The 21,936-nt window shown below is 34.8% G+C and carries 19 protein-coding genes and 1 riboswitch; of the genes, 8 read left to right on the top strand and 11 right to left on the bottom strand.

The window, feature by feature from the left end; genetic code table 11:
- Positions 1–35: 35 nt before the first annotated feature.
- The 11 genes from EMTOL_RS20525 to EMTOL_RS22535 form a co-directional block, all read right to left on the bottom strand.
- Positions 36–3,137, bottom strand: a complete 3,102-nt coding sequence (locus EMTOL_RS20525; RefSeq protein ID WP_015026308.1) for an efflux RND transporter permease subunit — start codon at positions 3,135–3,137, stop codon at positions 36–38.
- A gap of 21 nt (positions 3,138–3,158) precedes the next feature.
- Positions 3,159–4,226, bottom strand: a complete 1,068-nt coding sequence (locus EMTOL_RS20520; protein WP_015026307.1) for an efflux RND transporter periplasmic adaptor subunit — start codon at positions 4,224–4,226, stop codon at positions 3,159–3,161.
- Entirely contained in the window at positions 4,223–5,464 is a 1,242-nt protein-coding gene (locus EMTOL_RS20515; RefSeq protein ID WP_015026306.1) for a TolC family protein, read from the bottom strand. Before EMTOL_RS20515 ends, EMTOL_RS20520 begins: the two co-directional genes overlap by 4 nt.
- An 88-nt stretch (positions 5,465–5,552) precedes the next feature.
- On the bottom strand, positions 5,553–6,920 hold the full coding sequence (locus EMTOL_RS20510) for a HAMP domain-containing sensor histidine kinase (RefSeq protein WP_015026305.1): 1,368 nt from the start codon (positions 6,918–6,920) through the stop codon (positions 5,553–5,555).
- Positions 6,917–7,600, bottom strand: coding sequence for a response regulator transcription factor (locus tag EMTOL_RS20505; RefSeq protein ID WP_015026304.1), 684 nt, complete (start codon positions 7,598–7,600; stop codon positions 6,917–6,919). Before EMTOL_RS20505 ends, EMTOL_RS20510 begins: the two co-directional genes overlap by 4 nt.
- 2 nt (positions 7,601–7,602) lie before the next feature.
- Complete coding sequence (locus tag EMTOL_RS20500; protein WP_015026303.1) at positions 7,603–8,349, bottom strand: sulfite exporter TauE/SafE family protein; 747 nt, start codon at positions 8,347–8,349, stop codon at positions 7,603–7,605.
- A 43-nt stretch (positions 8,350–8,392) separates the two neighbouring features.
- Complete coding sequence (gene nhaA, locus EMTOL_RS20495; protein ID WP_015026302.1) at positions 8,393–9,529, bottom strand: Na+/H+ antiporter NhaA; 1,137 nt, start codon at positions 9,527–9,529, stop codon at positions 8,393–8,395.
- Positions 9,530–9,583: 54 nt separating this feature from the next.
- Entirely contained in the window at positions 9,584–11,995 is a 2,412-nt protein-coding gene (locus EMTOL_RS20490; protein WP_015026301.1) for a TonB-dependent receptor, read from the bottom strand.
- Between the two features lie 189 nt (positions 11,996–12,184).
- Positions 12,185–12,346, bottom strand: coding sequence for a hypothetical protein (locus EMTOL_RS22540; RefSeq protein WP_015026300.1), 162 nt, complete (start codon positions 12,344–12,346; stop codon positions 12,185–12,187).
- Between the two features lies 1 nt (position 12,347).
- Entirely contained in the window at positions 12,348–13,628 is a 1,281-nt protein-coding gene (locus tag EMTOL_RS20485; protein ID WP_015026299.1) for a voltage-gated chloride channel family protein, read from the bottom strand.
- A gap of 48 nt (positions 13,629–13,676) precedes the next feature.
- Positions 13,677–13,741: riboswitch (Fluoride riboswitch) on the bottom strand.
- Between the two features lie 73 nt (positions 13,742–13,814).
- Positions 13,815–13,964 carry a hypothetical protein gene (locus tag EMTOL_RS22535; protein WP_305953314.1) on the bottom strand — a complete coding sequence of 50 codons (150 nt, stop codon included), beginning with the start codon at positions 13,962–13,964 and terminating at the stop codon, positions 13,815–13,817.
- 11 nt (positions 13,965–13,975) lie between these two features.
- On the opposite strand from EMTOL_RS22535, the gene EMTOL_RS20480 reads away from it, so the two are divergent.
- From EMTOL_RS20480 to EMTOL_RS20445, 8 genes are all read left to right on the top strand, one after another.
- Positions 13,976–14,665 carry a response regulator transcription factor gene (locus EMTOL_RS20480; RefSeq protein WP_015026298.1) on the top strand — a complete coding sequence of 230 codons (690 nt, stop codon included), beginning with the start codon at positions 13,976–13,978 and terminating at the stop codon, positions 14,663–14,665.
- A gap of 2 nt (positions 14,666–14,667) precedes the next feature.
- Entirely contained in the window at positions 14,668–16,038 is a 1,371-nt protein-coding gene (locus EMTOL_RS20475; protein WP_015026297.1) for a sensor histidine kinase, read from the top strand.
- A gap of 54 nt (positions 16,039–16,092) precedes the next feature.
- Positions 16,093–16,548, top strand: coding sequence for a hypothetical protein (locus tag EMTOL_RS20470; protein WP_015026296.1), 456 nt, complete (start codon positions 16,093–16,095; stop codon positions 16,546–16,548).
- Positions 16,549–16,627: 79 nt separating this feature from the next.
- Complete coding sequence (locus EMTOL_RS20465; RefSeq protein WP_041694362.1) at positions 16,628–17,305, top strand: response regulator transcription factor; 678 nt, start codon at positions 16,628–16,630, stop codon at positions 17,303–17,305.
- A gap of 3 nt (positions 17,306–17,308) precedes the next feature.
- Positions 17,309–18,673: a sensor histidine kinase gene (locus EMTOL_RS20460; protein WP_015026294.1), complete on the top strand. Its 1,365-nt coding sequence runs from the start codon at positions 17,309–17,311 to the stop codon at positions 18,671–18,673.
- A gap of 79 nt (positions 18,674–18,752) precedes the next feature.
- Positions 18,753–19,580 carry a sterol desaturase family protein gene (locus tag EMTOL_RS20455; RefSeq protein WP_015026293.1) on the top strand — a complete coding sequence of 276 codons (828 nt, stop codon included), beginning with the start codon at positions 18,753–18,755 and terminating at the stop codon, positions 19,578–19,580.
- The gene (locus EMTOL_RS20450; RefSeq protein WP_015026292.1) at positions 19,573–20,844 is read left to right on the top strand and encodes a TolC family protein; all 1,272 of its coding nucleotides are present in this window, start codon (positions 19,573–19,575) and stop codon (positions 20,842–20,844) included. The genes EMTOL_RS20455 and EMTOL_RS20450 overlap by 8 nt, the downstream gene beginning before the upstream one ends.
- Positions 20,845–20,853: 9 nt before the next feature.
- On the top strand, positions 20,854–21,933 hold the full coding sequence (locus EMTOL_RS20445; RefSeq protein WP_015026291.1) for an efflux RND transporter periplasmic adaptor subunit: 1,080 nt from the start codon (positions 20,854–20,856) through the stop codon (positions 21,931–21,933).
- The last annotated feature ends 3 nt before the right edge of the window (positions 21,934–21,936 follow it).

Here is a 21,936-nt window from a genome sequence, read left to right as displayed (position 1 = left end):
CTATCAGGCATCAATAATAGTCATTTTTATATTAACTAATTTTTTTTAGCCCAATAAAACAACGGTGGAATGAGTAAAGGAGTAAAAAAAAGTGTGCTTATTAATCCTCCAATGATTACAGTTGCCAGTGGACGCTGGACATCAGAACCTATGCCGCTTGATATTGCAGCAGGAATTAAACCTAAAATTGCTAAAAAAAGTATTGACAAAATTGCTCTTAATTGTTCTTGGGAGGTTATTTTAATTAAATCTAACGTGATTTCACGCCCAATAATAGCCCTGTTAAGAGCCGAAACAAGAATGACTCCAGCCATTACCGAAATACCAAAGATAGAGACAAAACCCACCCCTGCCGAAACATTAAAATAATAACCCCTAATTAATAATGCAATAATACCTCCAGCCAATGCAAATAAAATACATGACATGGTTATGAGGGTATCTTTTGCGTTTTTATACAGCAAAAATAATAGCGAAAACACCAAAATTATAGTTAACGGAATGGTTAGGGCTAATTGCTTGCCTGCACGTTCGAGGTTTTCATATTGCCCGCCAAAAGTTACACTGTAACTTTTGGGAATTTGTATTTTATTTTCGATTTTTTCCTTCAACTCCTTTACAAAACCGCCTTGGTCTCTCCCTCTAATATTTGTTCTGACGGTTACCATACGTTTATTGTTGTACCGATAAATATTAGTTTGCCCTACTACAAATCGTATATCAGCCAATTCGCTCATCGGTATTAAAGCTCCCGAAGCCGAACTAACTAATAGTTTTTTAATTTCATCAATATTATTACGGAATTGTGGAAGATACCTAACCAAAATGTCGTATCTTTTAGTCCCATCATAAAGAACCGAAATGTACTTTCCGCCAATAGCGGCTTCAATCATATTCTGAATTTCAGATACATTGATTCCGTAGCGAGCGGCTTGTTCTCTGTTTATATTGATTGCAAGCTGCTCCTGTGTACCTTCTTGCTCTATATTTACTCCTTGGCTACCTTGCATCTGCTTCATAATTCCTACGATACTATCGGCTTTTGCTCGCATGAGTGTAAGGTCATCGCCAATTATTGAAACTGCTAAATCGGCAGCACTACCTGTTACAATTTCCATAACTTGGTCAATGATGGGTTGTCCTGATGTAAATTTTACACTGGGTAGTTCTTTTTCTAAATCAGTAGTAATACGATGCAACAATTCTTTTTTAGAAACCGTATCTGTCCATAAATTATACGCTTTCAGGCCTACTAATATTTCATTTCTGTTAGCAGGAAAGGGGTCAGTGCCATCATCATTTCGTCCAGTTTGTGTTATTATAAATTCAATTTGAGGATATTTGGCGATGGTTTCTCTGATTTTGGGAGCGTATTTTCCATTTTCTTGAATTGTAATACCTGCTGGGAAATTTCCTCTTAAAAAAATGGAACCTTCATCCAGTTCGGGCAGAAATTCTGTTCCTAAAAACACTCCAAAGCCAATTAACCCTGCCACTATTGCAAATCCAATTAATACGGTTTTCTTATAATATCTTGAGATAAAATCAATCACAAAATGATATGATTTGTCGAAAAAATTTAATACAAAATTTTGGTGCTCTTTTATTTCGATGTTGTTGTTTATGATTTTTTGAAAAACGTATGAAGTAAGCACGGGAATTACGGTAAGTGCAAAAATCATTGAGCCTATTACTGCAAATGATAAGGTAAGAGCCATAGGGCTAAAGAGCTTACCTTCGACACGAGTCATCAACAAAATAGGCATATAGGCCAAAATAATGATACTTACAGAGAAGAAAATCTCTTTTGATACTTCGTTGGCTGCCTTTATAGTTAAAGATATTATTCCTTTTTTCCTTTCGTGTTGTGTGGTTTTATGATAGCTCCTTATTAGGTGTTCGACCATCACAACAGCCCCATCAACAATGATTCCGAAGTCTATAGCTCCTAATGAAAGCAAATTGGCAGGAATGCCCGTCAGTCGCATGATAATAAAAGCGAAAAGCAATGAAAACGGAATAGTTACTGCCACCACCAATGCACTCCGAAAATTGCCCAAGAAGAAAATCAAAATAATAATAACAATGCTAATTCCTTCAAAAAGTGTTTTACCGACCGTATGTAAGGAGTTATCAATCAAAAAACTTCGGTCGTAAAGCGGACGTATTTTAACACCTGCTGGCAGTTCTTTTTCCTCTAACTCAATAATTTTTTCTTTGAGGTCTTTGAGTGATTCGCTCGGATTTTCGTATCTTCTAAGTAAAATTATGCCTTCTACTCCGCTACTTACTGAAATTTTTTCTTCTGGAATAGTGTAGCCTAATACACCACTGGGTGGTGGTGGTGCTATTTCGACACTCGCTACATCTTTAATATAGATAGGAACTCCGTTTTCTGCCTTTAATACGATATTCTCAATATCTTTCTCGGTTTTTATTGTGCCTAAGCCTCTAACTGCAAAGCCTTGCCCACCACGCTCCAAGATATTTCCGCCTGAATTTAAGTTATTTTCTCTGACTGCGTTTTCAACATCAGCGATATTTAACTGATATTTACGTAGATTATTGGGGTCTGTTAAGATATGAAATTGTTTAAGAGGGCCACCGAAGGTTACAACATCGGCAACTCCTTTGGTTTGTAATAAGTAAGGTTTTATGACCCAATCTTGAAGGTCTCGGAGCTGGGTAGGTGAAAAAGTAGGCGGTGCTTCGACTACATATCTGAAAATCTCACCAACAGCTGTTGATAAAGGAGCTAACTCAGGAGAAACTCCTTCGGGAAGTTCGGCAGAAGCGAGACGCTCCATGACTTGCTGACGGGCAAAATAATCATTTGTACCATCCTGAAAAGTCAGTTGTACAACCGAAAGCCCAAAAATAGTTCGGCTTCGGCGGTCAAGTACATTTGGCGTGTTTTGCAATGCTCGCTCAATGGGTACAGTAACTTGCTGTTCAACTTCTTCGGTGGCTCTACCCTCAAACTGAGCTACTACAATTACATTAGTATCGGCAATATCGGGGTAGGCTTCGATTTTTAGGTGAGTAAAACTCCAGTATCCGACCAGCATCAACACAATGCTAATTCCCGAAACCAGCCATCTATTATTGAGCGAAAATATTATTAGTTTTTTTACCATTATTTACCAAACAATAAGAAATCAATACCCAAAAGAAAGTCCTTTGAGCTGCATTGTACCTTTGTTTACTACTTGTTCGTTGGGGTTAATTCCACTGAATACGACAATTCTATCGCCAATTTGCTGACCAATAAAAATTTCTTTTCGAGAAAATGTAGTTTCAGAGGTTTTGATAAAAACATAATTGCGGCCTTGAACCGTAACGAGGGCGTTTTTATCAATACTAATAAAGTTGCCTTCGCTTATGCCAAACGACACAAGGGCAAACATTCCAGACCTAAGTTTATTATTTGTATTATTGAGAATAATCCTAACTTTAGTCATGCGGCTGGTATTATCCATTACTTCAGCGATGCCATTGACACTGCCTGTAAAGATTTCATCAGGATAAGCCGTAAACTTGACCTTGCATGAGGTACCTGCTATGATTTTACTGATTTGATTTTCGGAGATGTCAGCTATAATCCAGGCGGTTCCGACACCCGATTTAATGAGTGTTTCGGGGTTAAAACCTGCGGCTTTGAGTTTGGTGCTATGTTCAATTATGAGGCTTCTTTCGGCAATAAGGTCTGCTTCAGCACTTGCTTTTTCTGATTGTGCAATAGACTTTTCGCTTTCGGCCAGTAGCTTTTCGGTTCTGGCATCCGAAACATCTTTACCTTTTGCCGAGCCATGAGCTGCCAAATCCTCAAAACGCTCGATTTCAATTTGTTTTTGTTTGATAATAGCATCTTTCTGAACTATAACTGCTTGTTTTTGCTTCACTACGGCTTCTTTCTGGCTAATAGCCGACTGGTGGTTTAGCAATTCTGTATAGTTTGAGGTGAGTTCAGGGTTGCTAAAAAGTATTATTCTATTAGCGGCAACGGTCGCTACAACTTGAGAGGGGGCTTTAATTTCAGCCGTTATCAACGATGTACTGACGGTTTCGGTGGTAAAAAAAGCAGCACTTTCTGTGTTTGGAATAATGATATTTGTGCCATCGCTACTTACTTTGGGCGATAGGTTTTGACTCTGTTGTTTTTGGTTTTCATTTTTACAACCCCATATACCTAAAATAACTATCGAAGCAAAGAAGTATTTTTTCATAATTTCGCTATTTTATTGATTAGCCCTGTTATACTCAATAATTGAATTTGACTCTGTTGAAATTTTTGCAAAATCTCTACGTTTTGTTGCTGGGTTTCGAGCCAACTTCTTTGAGCTTCTAAAAAATCAATGATGGTTGTACCACCTCGGGTGTAAGCGTATCTGACATTACTCAAAATTTGGCTCGACTGCTCTACAAGAGCCTTATGTTCGGTTACATTTTGTTGGCTTATATCATATTGATTCTTAGCATTTATTAATTCTATCTTTATCTGTTTTTCAATGAAATTGATTTGGCTGATTGCTTGTTCCTTCAATATTTTTGATTTTTGGATTTCTCCTTGATTTCTATTAAAAAAGGGTATGTCAATAGTAGCATATATACCGAAGTATGGAATTGTATTTTGTGGGTTGTAAATAAAGCCTAATTCAGGCTGTGGTAATACAAGCGACTTTTGTAATCTGATATTTGATTCTGCCAACTTTCTTGTACTTTGAAAATATTGCCAATCGGCACGGCTACTTAGAATATTGCTAAATAAGGTATCTGAAACTAAAATTTGTTCAACTGCTTGGTTTTCGTCATCAACAATTTGTATTTCTCTATTGATGCCTAATAAAAATTTCAATTCATTTAATTTTTGGGTAAAATCTTGCTTTAAGGTTCTGACTTGGATGGAATATTGCTTTGATAAGGCGTTAGTTCTGAGGAGTTCGGTTTCAGAAATAACTTGTTTTTGGAAACGATAGTTGTTGATTTTAAGTAAAGTATCTACATTTTGAATGGCAGTACTGAGCAACTTTAACTGGCGTTGAATTGCCCATGCCTCAGACCACTTGAAAGCTACTTCTGTGAGCGTTTTTCGCTGGTACTCGGCAAAATCTTTTTCTGATAACTGGGCTACTTGTTGAGCAAGGTCAATTTTATTTTGTCGTTGAGTTTTTAGTTGTATAGGCTTGGTTAACTGCCACCAAGTTTGAGTATTATGCCCATTCAGCCATGAGGTCTTCTCTACAAACCCACTGGGTTGCATTTGTTGCAAAGATTGATTATTGAGAATGGGATTGGGTCTGAGTTGAGCCGTTATAATATCTGATTTTGCAATATCAATATTATAGGCATTTATTTTAAGTTGCAGATTATTTTTTGAAGCTATTTTTATAGTTTCTATTAAATTGAGCTCGGTTTGTGCGAAAAGTTTTCCCGAAATAAAAATTACCAAAAATATGACTCTCATAGGTCAATCAAAATAATGAAAGTGCAAAATTAGAATTTTGATATAGGGAAACCTGTTAGAGAACTTTTAAAAAAAAATTAGAAAATTATTAGAAATGAGGTAACTGAATATGAAATGTTGTACCAAAATCTTTTTCTGATTCAGCCCGAATACTGCCTTCGTGCAAGAAAACGATTTTTTGTGTGAGCGAAAGTCCAATTCCATTTCCTTCGGCAAAGGACTTGTTTTCACCTCGATAGAATGGAGCAAAAAGATGCTCTAAATCTTGAGCAGAGATACCAATACCGTTATCTGAAAATGATATAAATATGTTTTTTTTGTCGAAACTCAATAAAACCAACACCTTTTTATCATAAGAAAATTTACAACCGTTTTCCATTAGATTCATAAATGCCACTTTTAATAAATATTCGTTGGCATGTACTGAAACTACGCTTTCTTCATCGAATTGGCTTTCAAAATGTATGTCTATCTTAAACTCAGGATTTGTTTTTAAAAGTAATAAACGTGCATCTAAAAGCACTTCGTCAATCCTCAAACTTTTGAAAGCAATGTTGGCTGTATCATAGGTTGCCTTTGCAAAGTCTAACAAACTATTACTCAGCCTCACAATTTTTTTTGCATCCGATAAGGCATTTACTATTACTAATTTATACTCATGATTAGTTCTTACTTTTTGAGTCGAAAGCTCCAATTCAGCTACAATGGCAGCAAGCGGTGTGCGTAGTTCGTGTGAAATATTTGAAACAAAACTTTTTTGTGCTTCAAATGATTGTTGTAACCTATCAAGCATTTGATTAAATGTGATGGACATCTCCGAAATTTCATCTTTACTTGGAGGTATGGTTAGCCGAAGGTCAAGATTAGTTGCAGAAATTTGCCTTGCTTTGGTAGTAATCAGGTGTATGGGCTGCAAAACTCTTTTAGCAAAAACAATAGCCACAAAATACAAGACGAGTAAAGATAATATCCATACTATTGACATAGTTGTAAAAAGTTGGTCGATATTTACATATCCTTCTTGGTCAATAGCAGCAGCCGTAAGCAGATATGTATGATGATAATGGTGGTAAGGAATTCCTACTATTTGCCAACGCCCCTTATAAAACTTCACTTCTCCCTTCTTGAAAACTTCATTCATCATTTGCTTAGTTTCTTTCACAAAATCTATCTGAGAGGCATCATGATATACTAATTGGAAGTTTGAATCATAAATCGCTACTTCAACTTCATTTATTGTTTGGCGGTTGTTTTGATAAATTCTCTGCATTGTTTGTGATGAGACCTGCTCGTCGAAAAACAGATTGGCCTTCGTAATAGCTTCATTCTTTAATCTTGTATAAAAGGACTTTTCTCTTACCTTATCGGCAGACTGATAAATAGTGTAAGCAAATATTAATAAAATAACTGCCGAAATTAATAAGAATAAAAGGCTGATTTGGGTTCTGATTTTCATAATTCTCTTTTTAAGATAAATCCCATGCCCGGCTTTGTATGAATCAGTTTTGTGTCAAAATCTTTATCAACCTTCTTCCTTAAATAATTGATATAAACATCTATAAAATTAGTACCTGTATCGAAATGCGTTTCCCAGACCTTTTCGCTTATCTCACTTCGCATCAAAACCCTTTCTGGATTCAGCAACATAAATTCGAACAATTTGAACTCTTTGGGCGTAAGACTGAGTTCTCTTCCTTCTCTTTTCACAATTTTAGTTTGGGTATTTAATTCAATTGTATCATATTTAATAATCACATTATAATTAGAATGTTGATTATTCTTTCTTTTTATCAGTGCTCTCACTCTTGCCAGTAACTCTCGCATTTCGAAGGGTTTGACTAAATAATCATCTGCCCCGGCATCAAAACCTTCTACTTTATCATCGGTTGTGCCGAGAGCTGTAAGCATCAATATAGGAGTTTCATTGTTTAATTCTCTCAATTTTTTGCATAATTCTAACCCATCCATTTTGGGTAGAATAATGTCTGTTATAATAAGGTCAAATTCATATTGATTGGCAAGTTTTAGACCCAACATGCCATCATAAACCAACTCAGTATGAAAGCCATTTTCGTTTAAACCTCTCTGAATCAGGTTCGATACCCGTAAATCGTCTTCTATTAGTAGTATTTTCATTCTTAAAAGAAAATCATTTTTATACCTGCTGAAACTAAAACTATTGCTAACAAAATATAAATACCTGTGGTTTTTACTTTTTTTGTTCCTAAATATGAACCTAATAAACCTCCCAGTATTACGGCTATTACCCAATACTGAATATTGGCAGGGGTTTGTTTGATATTTGAGATATAACCCAAAAGAGCAATAACAGAATTGACCAAAATAAATAAAGCCGAAATCCCTGAAACATTCTTAGGACTTGCCCATTTACCAAGCATCAAGATTGGCGATAGGAAAATTCCGCCTCCTACACCTATTAAACCTGATATAAACCCCACTATACTACCAATAATACCTGCTTTCCAAAAAGCAACTGGTACAACTTCATAGTCTTGTTTGGCTTTCTGAATGGTTTTTGATGCTATCATCAACGATGAAGCAATCAGGAATATCCCTGCTAAAATTTTAAATGCCTTATCATCAATCTTAAAATATCCACCCGCAAATGCCAATGGTATAGAAAAAATAGCAAAATAAAGAAATACTTTTTTATCAAAATACCCTTCTTTCAAATACCGATAACTGGCAATACTGGCAACCAAAATATTGAGAATTAGAGATGTTGCTTTGATTTCTTGGCTTGGAAATGCCAATAAGGCCATCACAGCTAAGTAGCCTGATGCCCCTGCATGACCTACTGATGAATAAAGCGTTGCAATAGTAAAAAAGCAGAGTATGCCAATTATAATAAATTCTAAGTTCATCTAATTTTGAGTATATAATTTTTTAAGTAAAATGCTGATTTGCTCATTTTAAATTAAGCGATTTATGAAGCCATACCAAGCCAATAAGGGCAGATATTATAGACGCAAACAAAACCGTCAATTTGCTTTGGTTGATGAATACTTCATTCTCAAAAGCCAAAAGAGTAACAAAAATAGAAATTGTAAAACCAATACCACCTAAAAAACCTGCCCCTAATATGTGTTTCCAATTCAAATCGTTTGGCAATTTACAAATTCCCAAAACAACCAAAATAAACGAAACAAGTGTAATTCCAAGAGGTTTCCCAACTACCAATCCAAGAAATATTCCAATACTATGAAGTTCTCCAAAAATATTCCAACCGCCTGATTTAAACATTATAGCAGTATTGGCTAATGCAAACAATGGCAATATAATGAAGGCAACGGGTCTATGTAAAAAATGTTGTAGGATATATGAAGAAGACTTTTCATTGCCATTACCAAATGGAATTGAAAACGCCAGCAAAACACCCGTAATAGTTGCATGCACACCTGAATGAAGCATAAAATACCACATAAATATACCACCAATAAGATATGGGATAAGATTGCGAACTTTCAGGCGATTGAGCATTAAAAGAAGTGCAAATATTGATAAAGCGATTGATAAATCTGTAAAAACAAGCGTTTTTGTATAAAAAATTGCAATGACAATGATTGCCCCTAAATCATCAATTACAGCCAATGCTGTAAGAAAAATCTTTAATGATGTAGGTACTCTGTTTCCCAACAATGATAAAATTCCTAATGCAAAAGCAATATCGGTTGCCATCGGAATTCCGATACCTGATTGAGTAGTTGTTCCCCAATTAAATATACCATAAATTATTGCGGGAAAAATCATTCCACCCAAAGCCCCCGATATGGGCAATAAAGCATTTTTTAAATTTGATAGTTCTCCAAGGTAAATTTCACGTTCTAATTCTAAGCCAACCAATAAGAATAAAAAAGTCATCAAACCGTCATTTATCCAACCTGTGATAGAATGACTACCAAGTTTTTGTTCCCAAAAACCTAAATACTCAGTTTGGAAAACAGAATTTGAAATATAAATCGAAATCAAAGTACAGGCTATCAATATAAACCCGCCTGCTCTTTCACTTTCAAAAAAATCTTTAAATAGTTTCGTTACTTTCATGTATTAAAATTGTTTCTTTATTAGTTTCAAACACCATAACATTGTTCATCATCTTTAAAAATCCTTCTCCCCATATTCGGTCTTGATGTTTTTGCTACTCTTACCGCTTTCATTAAAGCGATAACTCAAATTAAGCAACAAAATTCGGTCTGATTTGGTGTATTCGGTTGATGAATAAAAAACAGGGCTTTGTGTCGTGATACGCTGTACGTTTGAATCAAAGATATTCTGAAATATCAAATCTGCACTCAATTTTTTGCTGAAATTATATTTTAAACCAATATTTGATAAAAATAAGTCAGTGTCAAAACCCTGTGCCGTTACGCTTCTCGAAAGATAGGAAGCATCCCATCTTAAATTCAATTTCGGCGTTATTCGAAATGACATATTGCCATTGAGATTATAATTAGTGCTTTGGGTTTGGTTTCGGTCTGAAATACTGATGTTTCGGATAGAAAACTGATAAACATTTCCCGAAGCATAAATTCGCCACCATTTGGCGGGCTGAAACTCCGAAATCATTTCCAAACCTGTGGCGTTGCTATTGCCTGCATTGGTGGCAATGGTTAGCAATATAATGCGGTTGTAACTGGCGTTGGTTCTGAATATCAGGTTGTTGGTAAATGTACTGTAAGCACTCAAAACAAGGCGTGATTTGCTCCAGTTTTTATTGTAACTCAACTCTACGTTATGACTAATTTCGGGCAAAAGGTTTGGGTCGCCAATCCAGATGGCTTCTGAATGTCGGTGGTTTTTAAAGGGTGAAAGCGATTTAGTGGTTGGTCGGTCAATGCGTTTTGAATACCCCAATTTGATTTCTTGCTCCTGTGGCAATTTATAAAGTACCTGTGCCGACGGAAACCAGTCTAATTGCGATAGATTGACTGGGGCGTTTCCTCTTAAATGCGTAAGTGTGCGGTAAGTGTGTTCGGCACGTAAACCAGCCCGATAGCTTAAGTTTTTGTTTTTACCGTTGAATTGCAAATATGCCGCCGACACATTTTGGTGTAAATCAAGCTTGTCATTAAATTCGGGGTCTTTTTCCCAAATAATTGAGGAAATATTGAGCCTTTCGAATACAAAATCGCCTTGGTGCCTCACGGTTCTCCATTGAACGCCTGTTTCAAAATTTAGGTTTTTATTGAGTGGTACAGCGTAGTCGGCTTGCAATCGCCATGCGTTGAGTGGACTCGTTTCATCGGAACGCTCCATAAGCAATAACTTGCCATTTGGTTCTACATTATCCTGATTACGGAGTGGACCTCCCAAAACTGAAAATTCGTAAATGGCAGTAGCTGAAAACTTGCTTTTATTGGCAAAAACCTTACTAAAATCGGTCTGACTGGTGAAAAACTTACCCGTTCTCACAAAAAGGTTTTGATTATAAAACTTTCGTTCAAAGGTTTCATTTCCGAATACTTGAAACAGATTTAAAGGCAATCGAGAACTTTGATATTGATTATAAAACAGATTAGCAATGCGGTCGTTTTGCTTATAACCATAAAAAAGCCCTGTACTCAAATTTGTCGTTTTATTAGGCGAATAACTCGTACCTGCTCGTATGCCATATACCTGCTCGGTGGTGGGTCTTTCTCCGCCCGAAGCCGAGTACGTTGCGGTATCCCGGTAAATCGTTCTGATTTCTCCCTCTCTATAACCTCCTATACTGTACTGACGATAGTTGGCTGTAAGATAAGAATTGAATTTATTGCGGTTATCATAAAACGTGATATCTCCCCCGTATCGTTGTGGCGAAATCTGGCTAAAATTGCCATTAGCTATGATTCCCCATCCATTGGTGGCATTCTTTTTGGTCGTAATGTTGATAATACCCGCTTTGCCTTCAGCATCAACACTAGCCGATGGCGAAGTAAGTATTTCAATGTTTTCTATGGTATTGGCCGGCAATTGAGCCAACACATCGGCAGCCGTTTGATTGGTGAACTTGCCGTTTACAGTAACCAAAAACTCAGCATTGCCACGCATCAAAATCTTGCCTTCGGCATTGATAGTTACTGATGGCAAGCGTTGTAGCACATCTAAGCCTGTTCCTGCGGTAGTGTTTCCGAGCTTTTCGGCATTAAAAATTTGCTTATCCATTTGCATCTGACTGGTGGCTTTTTCGGCACTTACAGTTACTTCTTTGAGCAATTGGGTTTGAGGGGTTAGCCCAAAATTGAGGCTACTATTTTGGTTTACTATCAAAGTAGTATCTAAGGTATGATACCCCACATAATTAACCCTAAAACCATTTATTTTATCAGACTTTACCCAAAACTCAAACTGTCCGTTTTCGTTGGTGGTAGCACCTGCAATAATTTTGCGGTCGTTGTCCAGCACTGCTACACTGGCAAATGATAAGGCTGATTGAGTGATTTTATCAACTACATTTCCTTTAATACTGATGTTTTTTTGAGCATTGGCTGCTAATGTAAATAACATCAAAATACAGATTCTGAATTTCATCTTTAGTTATTGAATTTGTATGACCTCGTTTAAAATTTTATAAGTTTTCGCAGCACTCAATAGTTCTTTATTCTTGATTAATAAATTATCAATTTTAGCTTTATCGGCAGTAAGTTCAATACACTGAGGATGCTTACTTGATAAAGTTTCTCCAATACCCAATTCGATTGATTTTTCCTCAAAATATCCTTAGCTTACATTGAAGCAAATAGCCTGTTCTATTCCCAACTCTTTTGCTATTTGAAGTATCTTCGATGAAAACCTACTATCCCAAAATGCACTCCAAAAAGATAATCCTTTGGCTTTTGTACCATACTCGAAGTATATACGAAGTGTTTGTTTGTTCTCCATTTTATAGATTGTTAAGTTTTTTTCCTTTGATGTTATCAAAATTCTGATGTTTAGGGCTACCTACAATTTGAGAGGTATAGATACCCGTATGCCCTGAAAATAGGTAGGAAACAATACTCGACACCGACAAATAAACACCAGCTTCTGCACCAAAAAGTTCGATGCCCATGATTGTACAAGCAATTGGTGTATTGGATGCTCCTGCAAAAACCCCAACGAAACCCATACCAGCTAAGAGTGGTAGGGGCAAAGGCACAAACCAAACTAAGGCATTGCCCAGTGCAGCACCAATGAAAAATAATGGAGTAACTTCACCACCTTTAAAGCCTGCACCAAGTGTAAAGGAAGTGAAAAGAATTTTTAGTAGAAAATCATAGCTTTGGAGGCTTTCAGAAAACGAAGCAACGATTGTCGGAACTCCCAATCCTATATATTTGGTAGTAGCCATAGCCCAAATTACTATTGCCAATATGATACCACCAATTACTGGTCTTAATGGAGGGTATGCAATTTTAGACTTAAACAAATCAGCCCAGAAATGAGTAGATTTTGAAAAAAGTATAGCAGTAATTCCAAACATGATTCCTGAAAAAACAGCCCAAAGTAGATTGACAGATGAAATAGTAGGAACAAAAGGGATTTGATAATGGGTGTGAGTAATTTGCCACGCCAAGCACACATAGTTTGCGATGATAGCTGCAAATAAACTTGGAAGTAGAGCTTCGTACCTCATTCTACCGATTATTAGCACTTCGAGAGCAAATATGGTTCCTGCCAGTGGTGTACCAAAAACCGAAGCAAAGCCTGCACTGATACCCATAACAATAAGTATTTTACGGTCACTGGTATCGAACTTAAACCACTTCGTAAACTGGTCGGCAATAGCTCCTCCCATTTGTACGGCTGTTCCTTCTCGCCCAGCAGAGCCGCCAACCAAATGCGTAATGATGGTGGCAAAGAATACCAACGGTGCCATTTTGAAAGGTATGATTTCCTTCGGGCTATGAAATTCTTCCAAGAGTTGATTATTACCTTTTACTACATCGCTACCCAGATAATGATAGGCTGCACCAACAATAAATCCACCCAAAGGGAGAAATGCTATTATCCAAAAGTTATTTTCACGCCAATGGGTAACGTAATCGAGCGACCAAAGAAAAAATGCCGAAGCACTACCCACCAAAGAACCGACAATAGCACTAATGAATAGCCATTTGAGCGTAAAAATTAAATAGGATTTTTGTTCGAGGGGTCGAGAAAGAAGAGATTTGATTGTCTGCATATTATTTACTTGAATTATGTACGTGTCTATTTAGTGAGCTTTGAAAGCTCAGAAACAGACGCCATCAGCCTCAAATGAGGCGGTTCAAGGCAGACATCATTGCCAAATGTGGCATAAAGATACTATTTTATTTATAAAATAGCAGCAATACTTTGTAAATAAAAAATCTGTGATACACTTTTAATTTTATAAAATGGCTATCTTAAACTCACCTATAATAGCTGTACGGTAAGTTTTCAGTAGTTTTTCAGAATTAAATATTAGCTTCGCAATGTGAAAAATACCCAGTTTGATGTTAGTTTTACTATGAGTATCATCGGGGCTGGTGGTACTCATCTTTCTATAAAATGAAATTATTACTTATTGAAGATGAACCCAAAACTTTATTGGCACTAAAAAAGGGGTTAGAAGAATGTGGGTTTGATGTTGATACAGCCCTAGATGGTTACTCTGGCGGAAAATTGGCATTGAAAAATCAGTATGATACTATCATAACAGACATTTTAATGCCAATCCAAAATGGGTATAATTTTATACGGAATGTACGTGAGGCTGGTATAATTACACCAATAATAATGCTCACAGCTCTTGGTACACTTGATGATAAATTAGAAGCCTTTGATTTAGGTGCAGATGATTACTTAGTAAAACCGTTTGAATTAAAGGAATTAATAGCCCGAATTAGAGCCGTATCTAAAAGATTATCCATATTAGATGGCGTAAATATCAAGCATCAGACCATGAGTTTTGGTGATTTAGAAATAAATCTCGATACAAAAGTTGTTATGCGAAACAATTTTCCAATCAATCTAACAGCACGAGAATTTAACCTCTTGGAGTGTCTTATAAAAAATCAAGGCAGGGTAATGTCAAAAGAAGAACTATTAGATAAAGTATGGGGAATGGATAGTGATGTAACAGAAAATGTAGTTGAAAGCTTTTTAAAATTACTGAGAAAAAAAATCGATTCTGATAAGTTTTCAACCAAACTAATTCATACTGTTTATGGAATGGGGTATGTTATGAGAAAACATTAATTATGTCGTTACGAAACAAAATCACTTTTTTATTCATTTTTATTGTATCAGGTATTCTACTTATTTCATTCGTTTTGATTTATTGGCTCAGATACACAGCCAATAATGAAGAGTTTTACAACCGACTTTATCAAAAAGCTATTACTACCTCTGAACTACTTGTAACTGTTCAAGAAGTTGATTCTAAACTGCTCAAGACAATTGACCTAACCAATAAGGATATATTATATAAAGAAAATATTACGGTTTATAGCCATGAGAACAAAGAAATTTACACAAGTAATGATACTATTAATTTCACAATAAATAGTAAACTATTGAATGAAATACGGCTAAAAAAAGAACTCAGATATGAAGAGAAAACATTCAAAATAATAGGACTAAATTACTCCGACAAATTCAACAACGTTGTAGTGATTGCAGGTGCTGAAGATATTGCAGGGGTAAAGCGATTGGGTAGTTTAAGGAAAACCTTAATAGTATTATACGTTATAATATTGGCATTCGTGGGCTTAATAGGGTGGTTATTTGCAGGAAAAACCCTTCAACCAATCAATGACATTATTATTGAAATTGACACCATATACACCCAAAATCTCGATAACAGAATTAGAAGCTATTCAAACGATGAACTGGGTAAATTAGCACATAACTTTAATGGTTTGCTTGATAAAATACAACAAGCATTTATCTTACAGCAAACATTTATTACCAATTTCTCACATGAACTAAAAAATCCGTTGATGAAAATGGTTGCTCAGATTGAAGTAAGTTTATTACGAAAAAGAACCACAGAAGAATACGAACAAACACTTATATCGGTATTAGAAGATTTATCTAACCTAAACTTATTATCAGATTCACTTCTACAACTTTCAAAAGTCAATAATAAACCTATAAGCAATTTACTAGAAAGGGTTCGGGTAGATGAATTATTATTTGATGCCCGTGAAGAAGTTGTCAGTAAGAATTCAAATTATAGAGTTTTGGTAGATTTTAATTCAGTAGATGAAGAAGATATTGAGCCTATTACTTTTGGCAATCCTCATTTACTTAAAACAGCTTTTATCAATTTATTAGATAATGGTTGTAAGTTTTCGAATGACCAAATCACAAATGTAATCTATGGTCAAATCAACAGTGAAATCATATTAAAGTTTATTAATAAAGGAAAAGGAATCCAAAAAGAGGAAGTAAAAATGATTTTCGAGCCTTTTTTCCGTGGTACAAATGCACATAGTATTTTGGGTTATGGGATTGGTCTTTCGATAGTTAAAAAAATCATCATTGCTCATCAAGGTAATATTCAAATTGAGACCTTAGAAGACACAACAACATTTGTTATTAAGTTGCCTTTATCGAATCAGGTTTAAATTCTGAAGTATTGGTAGGTTTAGGTTAATCCATATCAAAAATAAAAACACCATATGAAGATTCTAAAACACTTATGTTTCTTCGGGTATATTCTGTTTGTTTTCGCTTCTTGTAATGATGAAACCGAACATCAAATAATCATAGAAAATCTGATAGAACCCTATTTTGCATTGATACAGAAAAATGATTTTGACTCAGCATATACAAACTTTACCTCCGATTATCATAAATCAAATAACGATTTCAAAACTTATGTTGAGAGTTATAAAAAAACTTTTACTCAAAAAGGAAAAATAAAACAAATGACCATCAATAATATCAGAACCCTTGGACAGATTGGTGGAGATTCCGAATATGAGATTGAAACAAGTATATTTTTTGAAAATGAAAAATATGCAATACCTGTGCTTTACACAGTATCAAAAACTACGGGTGGTAAATACCTGATAAAATCTGGTTGGTTACATAAAAAATATGGTATTTCTAACGGGCTTGATGGGCTATTCTAACCATAAAGTTAAGTATTCTTTGTAAATGAGAGAATCTATAAAGCTCTACTCTTGATGATAAATAAAAAGTAAAATGTTAATGAAGATTCTTTTATTAGAAGATGATGCAGTATTATCTCAACAAATTTTGGCATTTCTAAAATCAAAATTGATTGATTGTGATGCCGTTTTTGACGGCGAAACGTTTTTCCGACAAATAAAAAAGGCAGAATACGACGCATTTTTGTTGGATATTAATGTACCGAAAATAAATGGTTTAGATGTTTGTAAAGAAATAAGGCTATGGGATTTTGCAACTCCAATCATCATGCTCACTGCTTATGGAGATATTCAGGATAAAATAGATGCTTTTAGCATGGGGGCAGATGATTATTTAGTAAAACCTTTCCATTTTGATGAATTATACATACGGCTGCTCTCATTACGTAAACGTAGCTTTAATAGTCGTGAAGAAAATGAAATGGTGGTGGTGGGGGATTTAGAGATAGATGCTGCCAATATGAAAGTATATCGACAAAAAGATTTAATTGACCTAACTCCCCGAGAATTCAAACTCTTATTGCTATTGGCAAATGCCAAGGGGAAGCCTCTGACAAAACAAACAATAGCCGAACAAATCTGGCATATAAATTTTGATACAAATCTTAATACAATTGAGGTGTATATCAATTTTCTTAGAAAAAAAATTGACAAAAACTATTCTCCCAAACTTATCCATACACGCCCAGGATTTGGATATTATTTAAAGCCCGAATAAGTTATGACACTCAAAAGGCGATTGGCAATAAATGTTTCATTGGCGTTTTCTCTATTATTTGGTTTAGCATCTACCATAATATACCAATCATTTTCAGATTTCAGGAAGGATGAATTCAAACAACGCTTAAATGATAAAGCTCTCACCACTGCCAAATTATTGGTTGAAGTTAAAGAGGTAGATAAACAGTTATTGAAATTGATAGATAAAAATTCAATCAATAAACTGTTTAATGAAAAGGCATTGGTTTTCGACACAAATTTTAATCTTATTTATAGTAGCATTGATGACTCCAAGATAACATGGTCTTTGAATGATTTAAAAAAACTCAAGCAAGAAAAGACTTTTTTTAGGAGAGAAAAAGAAAACGAGGTAATGGGTATATTCTATGATTTTGAGCATGTAGAATACCTAATCCTGATTTCAGCAGAGGATAAATATGGCAATAGCAAATTGGCATATTTGTTATACATTTTGATTACAACGTATATTGTAAGCGTTATACTTATTTGGATTTTCACCTATTTTCTCATAAGCTCGCTTTTAAAGCCTTTGGACGAATTTCAAGGTCAAATCACCAACATCTCAATTAATAATTTAAACATAAAATTACCAGAAAGGCATCAAAAAGATGAAATTAACATACTGACACAAGCATTTAATATACTGCTACAACGTATTGATAATGCCTTTCGTAGCCAAAAAGAATTTACCTCCAACGCTTCACACGAAATACGTACACCGTTGGCGAGAATCGCTTTTCAGGTTGAAAACCTCATTCATAATTACAAACATTCGATTGAGGTTAAAAACTTTCTAAATAATATCAAGAATGACACCTATCATTTATCAGATTTAATCAATTCTTTATTATTGTTATCGAAGTTGGACAAAAGTGATGAAGAAAAATTTGAGAAAATTCAGATTGATGAAGTTATATTTTCTGCCTATGACCAAACGCTCAAGACTTTTCCTAATCTTATAATTGATTTTGAACTTGCAGAAAACACCGAAAATGATATTTCGCTTACAGTTCAGGGTACAAAATCAATGCTCGAAATAGTATTCATTAATATCTTTAAAAATGCTGCATTATATTCAACAAATGAAAAGATTTATGTTACCCTTTCACAAATTTCTTCAAATCAGATAGAAATTAGCATAATGAATAAAGGTGAGATTATCACAGAAGCAGAACAAGCAAAGCTATTTACGCCCTTTATGAGAGGGGAAAATTCAAAAACAAAGAATGGTTCTGGTTTAGGTCTGACTATCTCTAAACGCATATTAGCATATCACAAAGCTACCATAAAGTATGCTTCACAGGGGTCTGAAATCAACGTTTTCAAAATTATTTTTAAAAATTAAGCCATTTTTAAGGTAGTGGTAAAAGTGCTTTTAAGGTTGATTGCTGTTTTTTTGCAGAAATATTAACCTTAACTACGGCATGATAGAATTTTTAGAGAATCTTTCGTACATAGAAAGACTATTTGTTTTACTTAGTATCTCTCTTATTGTTTGGAATATTGAAGTTATATACGCTTTTAAGCCAATTTCTGACAAAAGGAAACACTTATTCGAGAATATAAAGTTTATTACTTTAGGTATCCCAGCACAGCTTGTTATGGGTAGTGTCTTAAATTTATCATTAGAATTTAATGATAAAAACTTGTTTGGACTTATCGAATGGTTTTCAATTAAAAATAATTGGATAAATCTAATCGTATCCTTTCTCCTACTTGATTTTTTCGAGTATATATACCACATATTTATGCACAAATTCAGACCTTTTTGGGTCTTCCATTTGGTTCATCATTCCGAACAAAAATTAGATATATCTACTATATTACGTGAACACCCGATTGAAACCATCATTCGTCTTAGTTTTACAACACTATGGGTACTCATTACGGGTGTTCACTTTTGGATGTATGTAGTCCGACAGCTTATTCAAGTAATTTCAAACTTACTAGCTCACGGCAATTTTAGATTAACAAACAATGCAGACAAAATAGTTAGTTTGTTGTTTGTAACGCCCAATATGCACCACGTTCATCATCACTTTAAACTACCACACACCGACAGTAATTATGGTGATGTTTTAAGTATTTGGGATAGACTATTTGGCACATACAAAAAAATAAACGCCAATCACTTAGTATTTGGAATTGATACCGAAATGTGTGCAAACAAAATTTATGATTTCAAAACTATTATAATGTTACCATTCAAACACTTAAACAGCAAGCCCGAAACAATCAATACAAATGAATAACACTAAGTCAATAGTATCTCTATTATTAATAATTTTATTGTTATCTCTAAAATCAAATTTTGGATTTACTCAAAGTAATTACACATTGCAAGAATGTGAAGAATTATACAGAAAGAATAATTTCCTTCTTCTTGCCGAACAATTAAACATTGACATTGCACAAGCCAATACTGTGCAAGCTAAAATATGGGAGCTTCCTTACATTTCAGGCGAGTTCAATGCCATCAATCCACAGAACAGACGTGTATTTGACATTGGGAGCAAAGGACAAAAAGGCATTGCCATTGAGCAGTTAGTATATCTTGGTGGAAAGAAAAAAGCTGAGATAGAGTTTGCGAAATCAGCAATTCCGATAGCCCAACTAACTTTGGAGCAGTTAGTCAGAACTCATCTTGTGGAGTTAAAACAAAGCTATTATAGTATTTATTTTGACAACCTAAAACTTAATAGCCTCCGTAACAAAATGGCTAATATTGATACGTTGGTTGCGGCATATTCAGGTCAGGCAAGCAAGGGGAACGTCCCTTTGAAAGATGTTGTAAGATTACAGTCGCTCTCGTTAAGTCTCAAAAATCAATATGCAGAGATTCAAAAAGATATTTTTTCAAATCAAGCAATAATAAAAATTATTACTGGTATCAGCAATGATATAGTTCCAATTTTTACAGAGCAAGAAATCAACGAATTGCTATCAAAGAAAATAATTTATCAGTTGGGTGGATTAAAAGAGTTAGCCATCGAAAAAAATACCGAACTTCAAACCATCAATAGAATTTTAGTAAGCAATGACTTATTCTATAAATGGCAACAAACCTTTAGTAAGCCAGACCTAACCATTGGAGCCTCTTATGACCAACGAGGCGGTGCTTTTCTCAACCAAGCAAATTTAACAGTTGGTATTCCTATCCCTCTCTGGAATCGCAATAAAGGGAATATAGTAGCGGCCGCTTCAAAAACTTTACAAACTCAAAATCTCAAAAATCAAAAAGAACTCGAAATAAAGACAAACGTAGAAAAAGCCTTCAAAGAATTTCAGTTTCAACAAAGCCTTTTTCAACGAATGAGTTCAGAGTCGCTCCAAAACTTTGAGATTGTTTATAATGGCGTAATTCAGAATTTTCAGAAACAAAACATTACCCTCATCGAATTTACTGACATCATTGAAAGCTATATTGAAAGTATTGTTTTGCTGAATGATGTTAAGAAGCAGGTCATTCTTAATGGTAATAATCTAAACTATATAGTAAACGAAAAAATATTTTAATTAAAGAACATGAAAAAGATATTCATTTTGCTAATCATGGTTTTTGGGTTTTATGCTTGCAAGACCGAAAACAAAAAAGAAATAATTAACGAAACCTTTGTTTTGAGTGATAAAATGCTCAAAATGACTCAAACCGCCACAGTTAAACAAGAACAACTCCGAAATGAATTAAATTTTTATGGAAAAATTACTGCCGATGCCAATAAAATGATTGAAGTTTTTCCTGTTGTTGGCGGTAATGTAACCAAAGTTTATGTCGAATTAGGCGATTATGTACAAAAAGGGCAACTTTTAGCAACCATCCGAAGCACAGAGGTTGCAGGTTTTGAAAAAGAACTCGACGACTCAAAAAATGACTTAATTGTTGCCAAAAATAATTTAAAAGTAGCCCAAGAACTCTTTGAAGGAAAACTAAACACAGAGCGTGATGTGATTGAAGCCAAAAGCCAACTCGATAAAGCTCAATCTCAATTACTTAGAATACAAGAAACCTACAAGATATATAACATCAAGGCTGGAGCAATCTATGAAGTACGCTCGCCTTTGAGTGGTTTTGTTGTCCAGAAAAACATCAACCAAGATATGCTTTTAAGAAGCGATAAATCTGATAATATTTTTGATATAGCCGAAATAGATGATGTGTGGGCAATGGCAAATGTCAACGAAAGTGATATTAGTCAAGTAAAACTTGGTATTAATGCGGAAGTCAGAACACTAAGCTATAATGATAAAGTTTTCTATGGAATAGTAGATAAAATATATAATATCATAGACCCTGAAACAAAGGCTATGAAGGTGCGAGTAAAACTAACCAATAAAGATTATTTGCTTAAACCCGAAATGCGAGCAACCATCAAATTATCTTATAATGAATCAGCCCAGATGTTGGCAGTACCATCTGCCTCTGTCATATTTGATAAAAGTAAGAGTTTTGTAATGATTTTTAAAGACCGAAACAATATAGAAACCCGTCAAGTAGAAGTTTTTCGTCAAGTAGGCGATACTACCTACATTTTGTCGGGTTTAAAAGAAGGAGAAGTGGTAATGACCGCCAATCAATTATTGGTTTATGATGCTCTAAATGATTAAATA

Origin of the sequence: Emticicia oligotrophica DSM 17448 (assembly GCF_000263195.1) — a bacterium.
Classification (GTDB): Bacteria; Bacteroidota; Bacteroidia; order Cytophagales; family Spirosomataceae; genus Emticicia; species Emticicia oligotrophica.
Note: the sequence above shows the minus strand (reverse complement) of the source record. Positions and strands in the feature narration are given on the sequence as shown.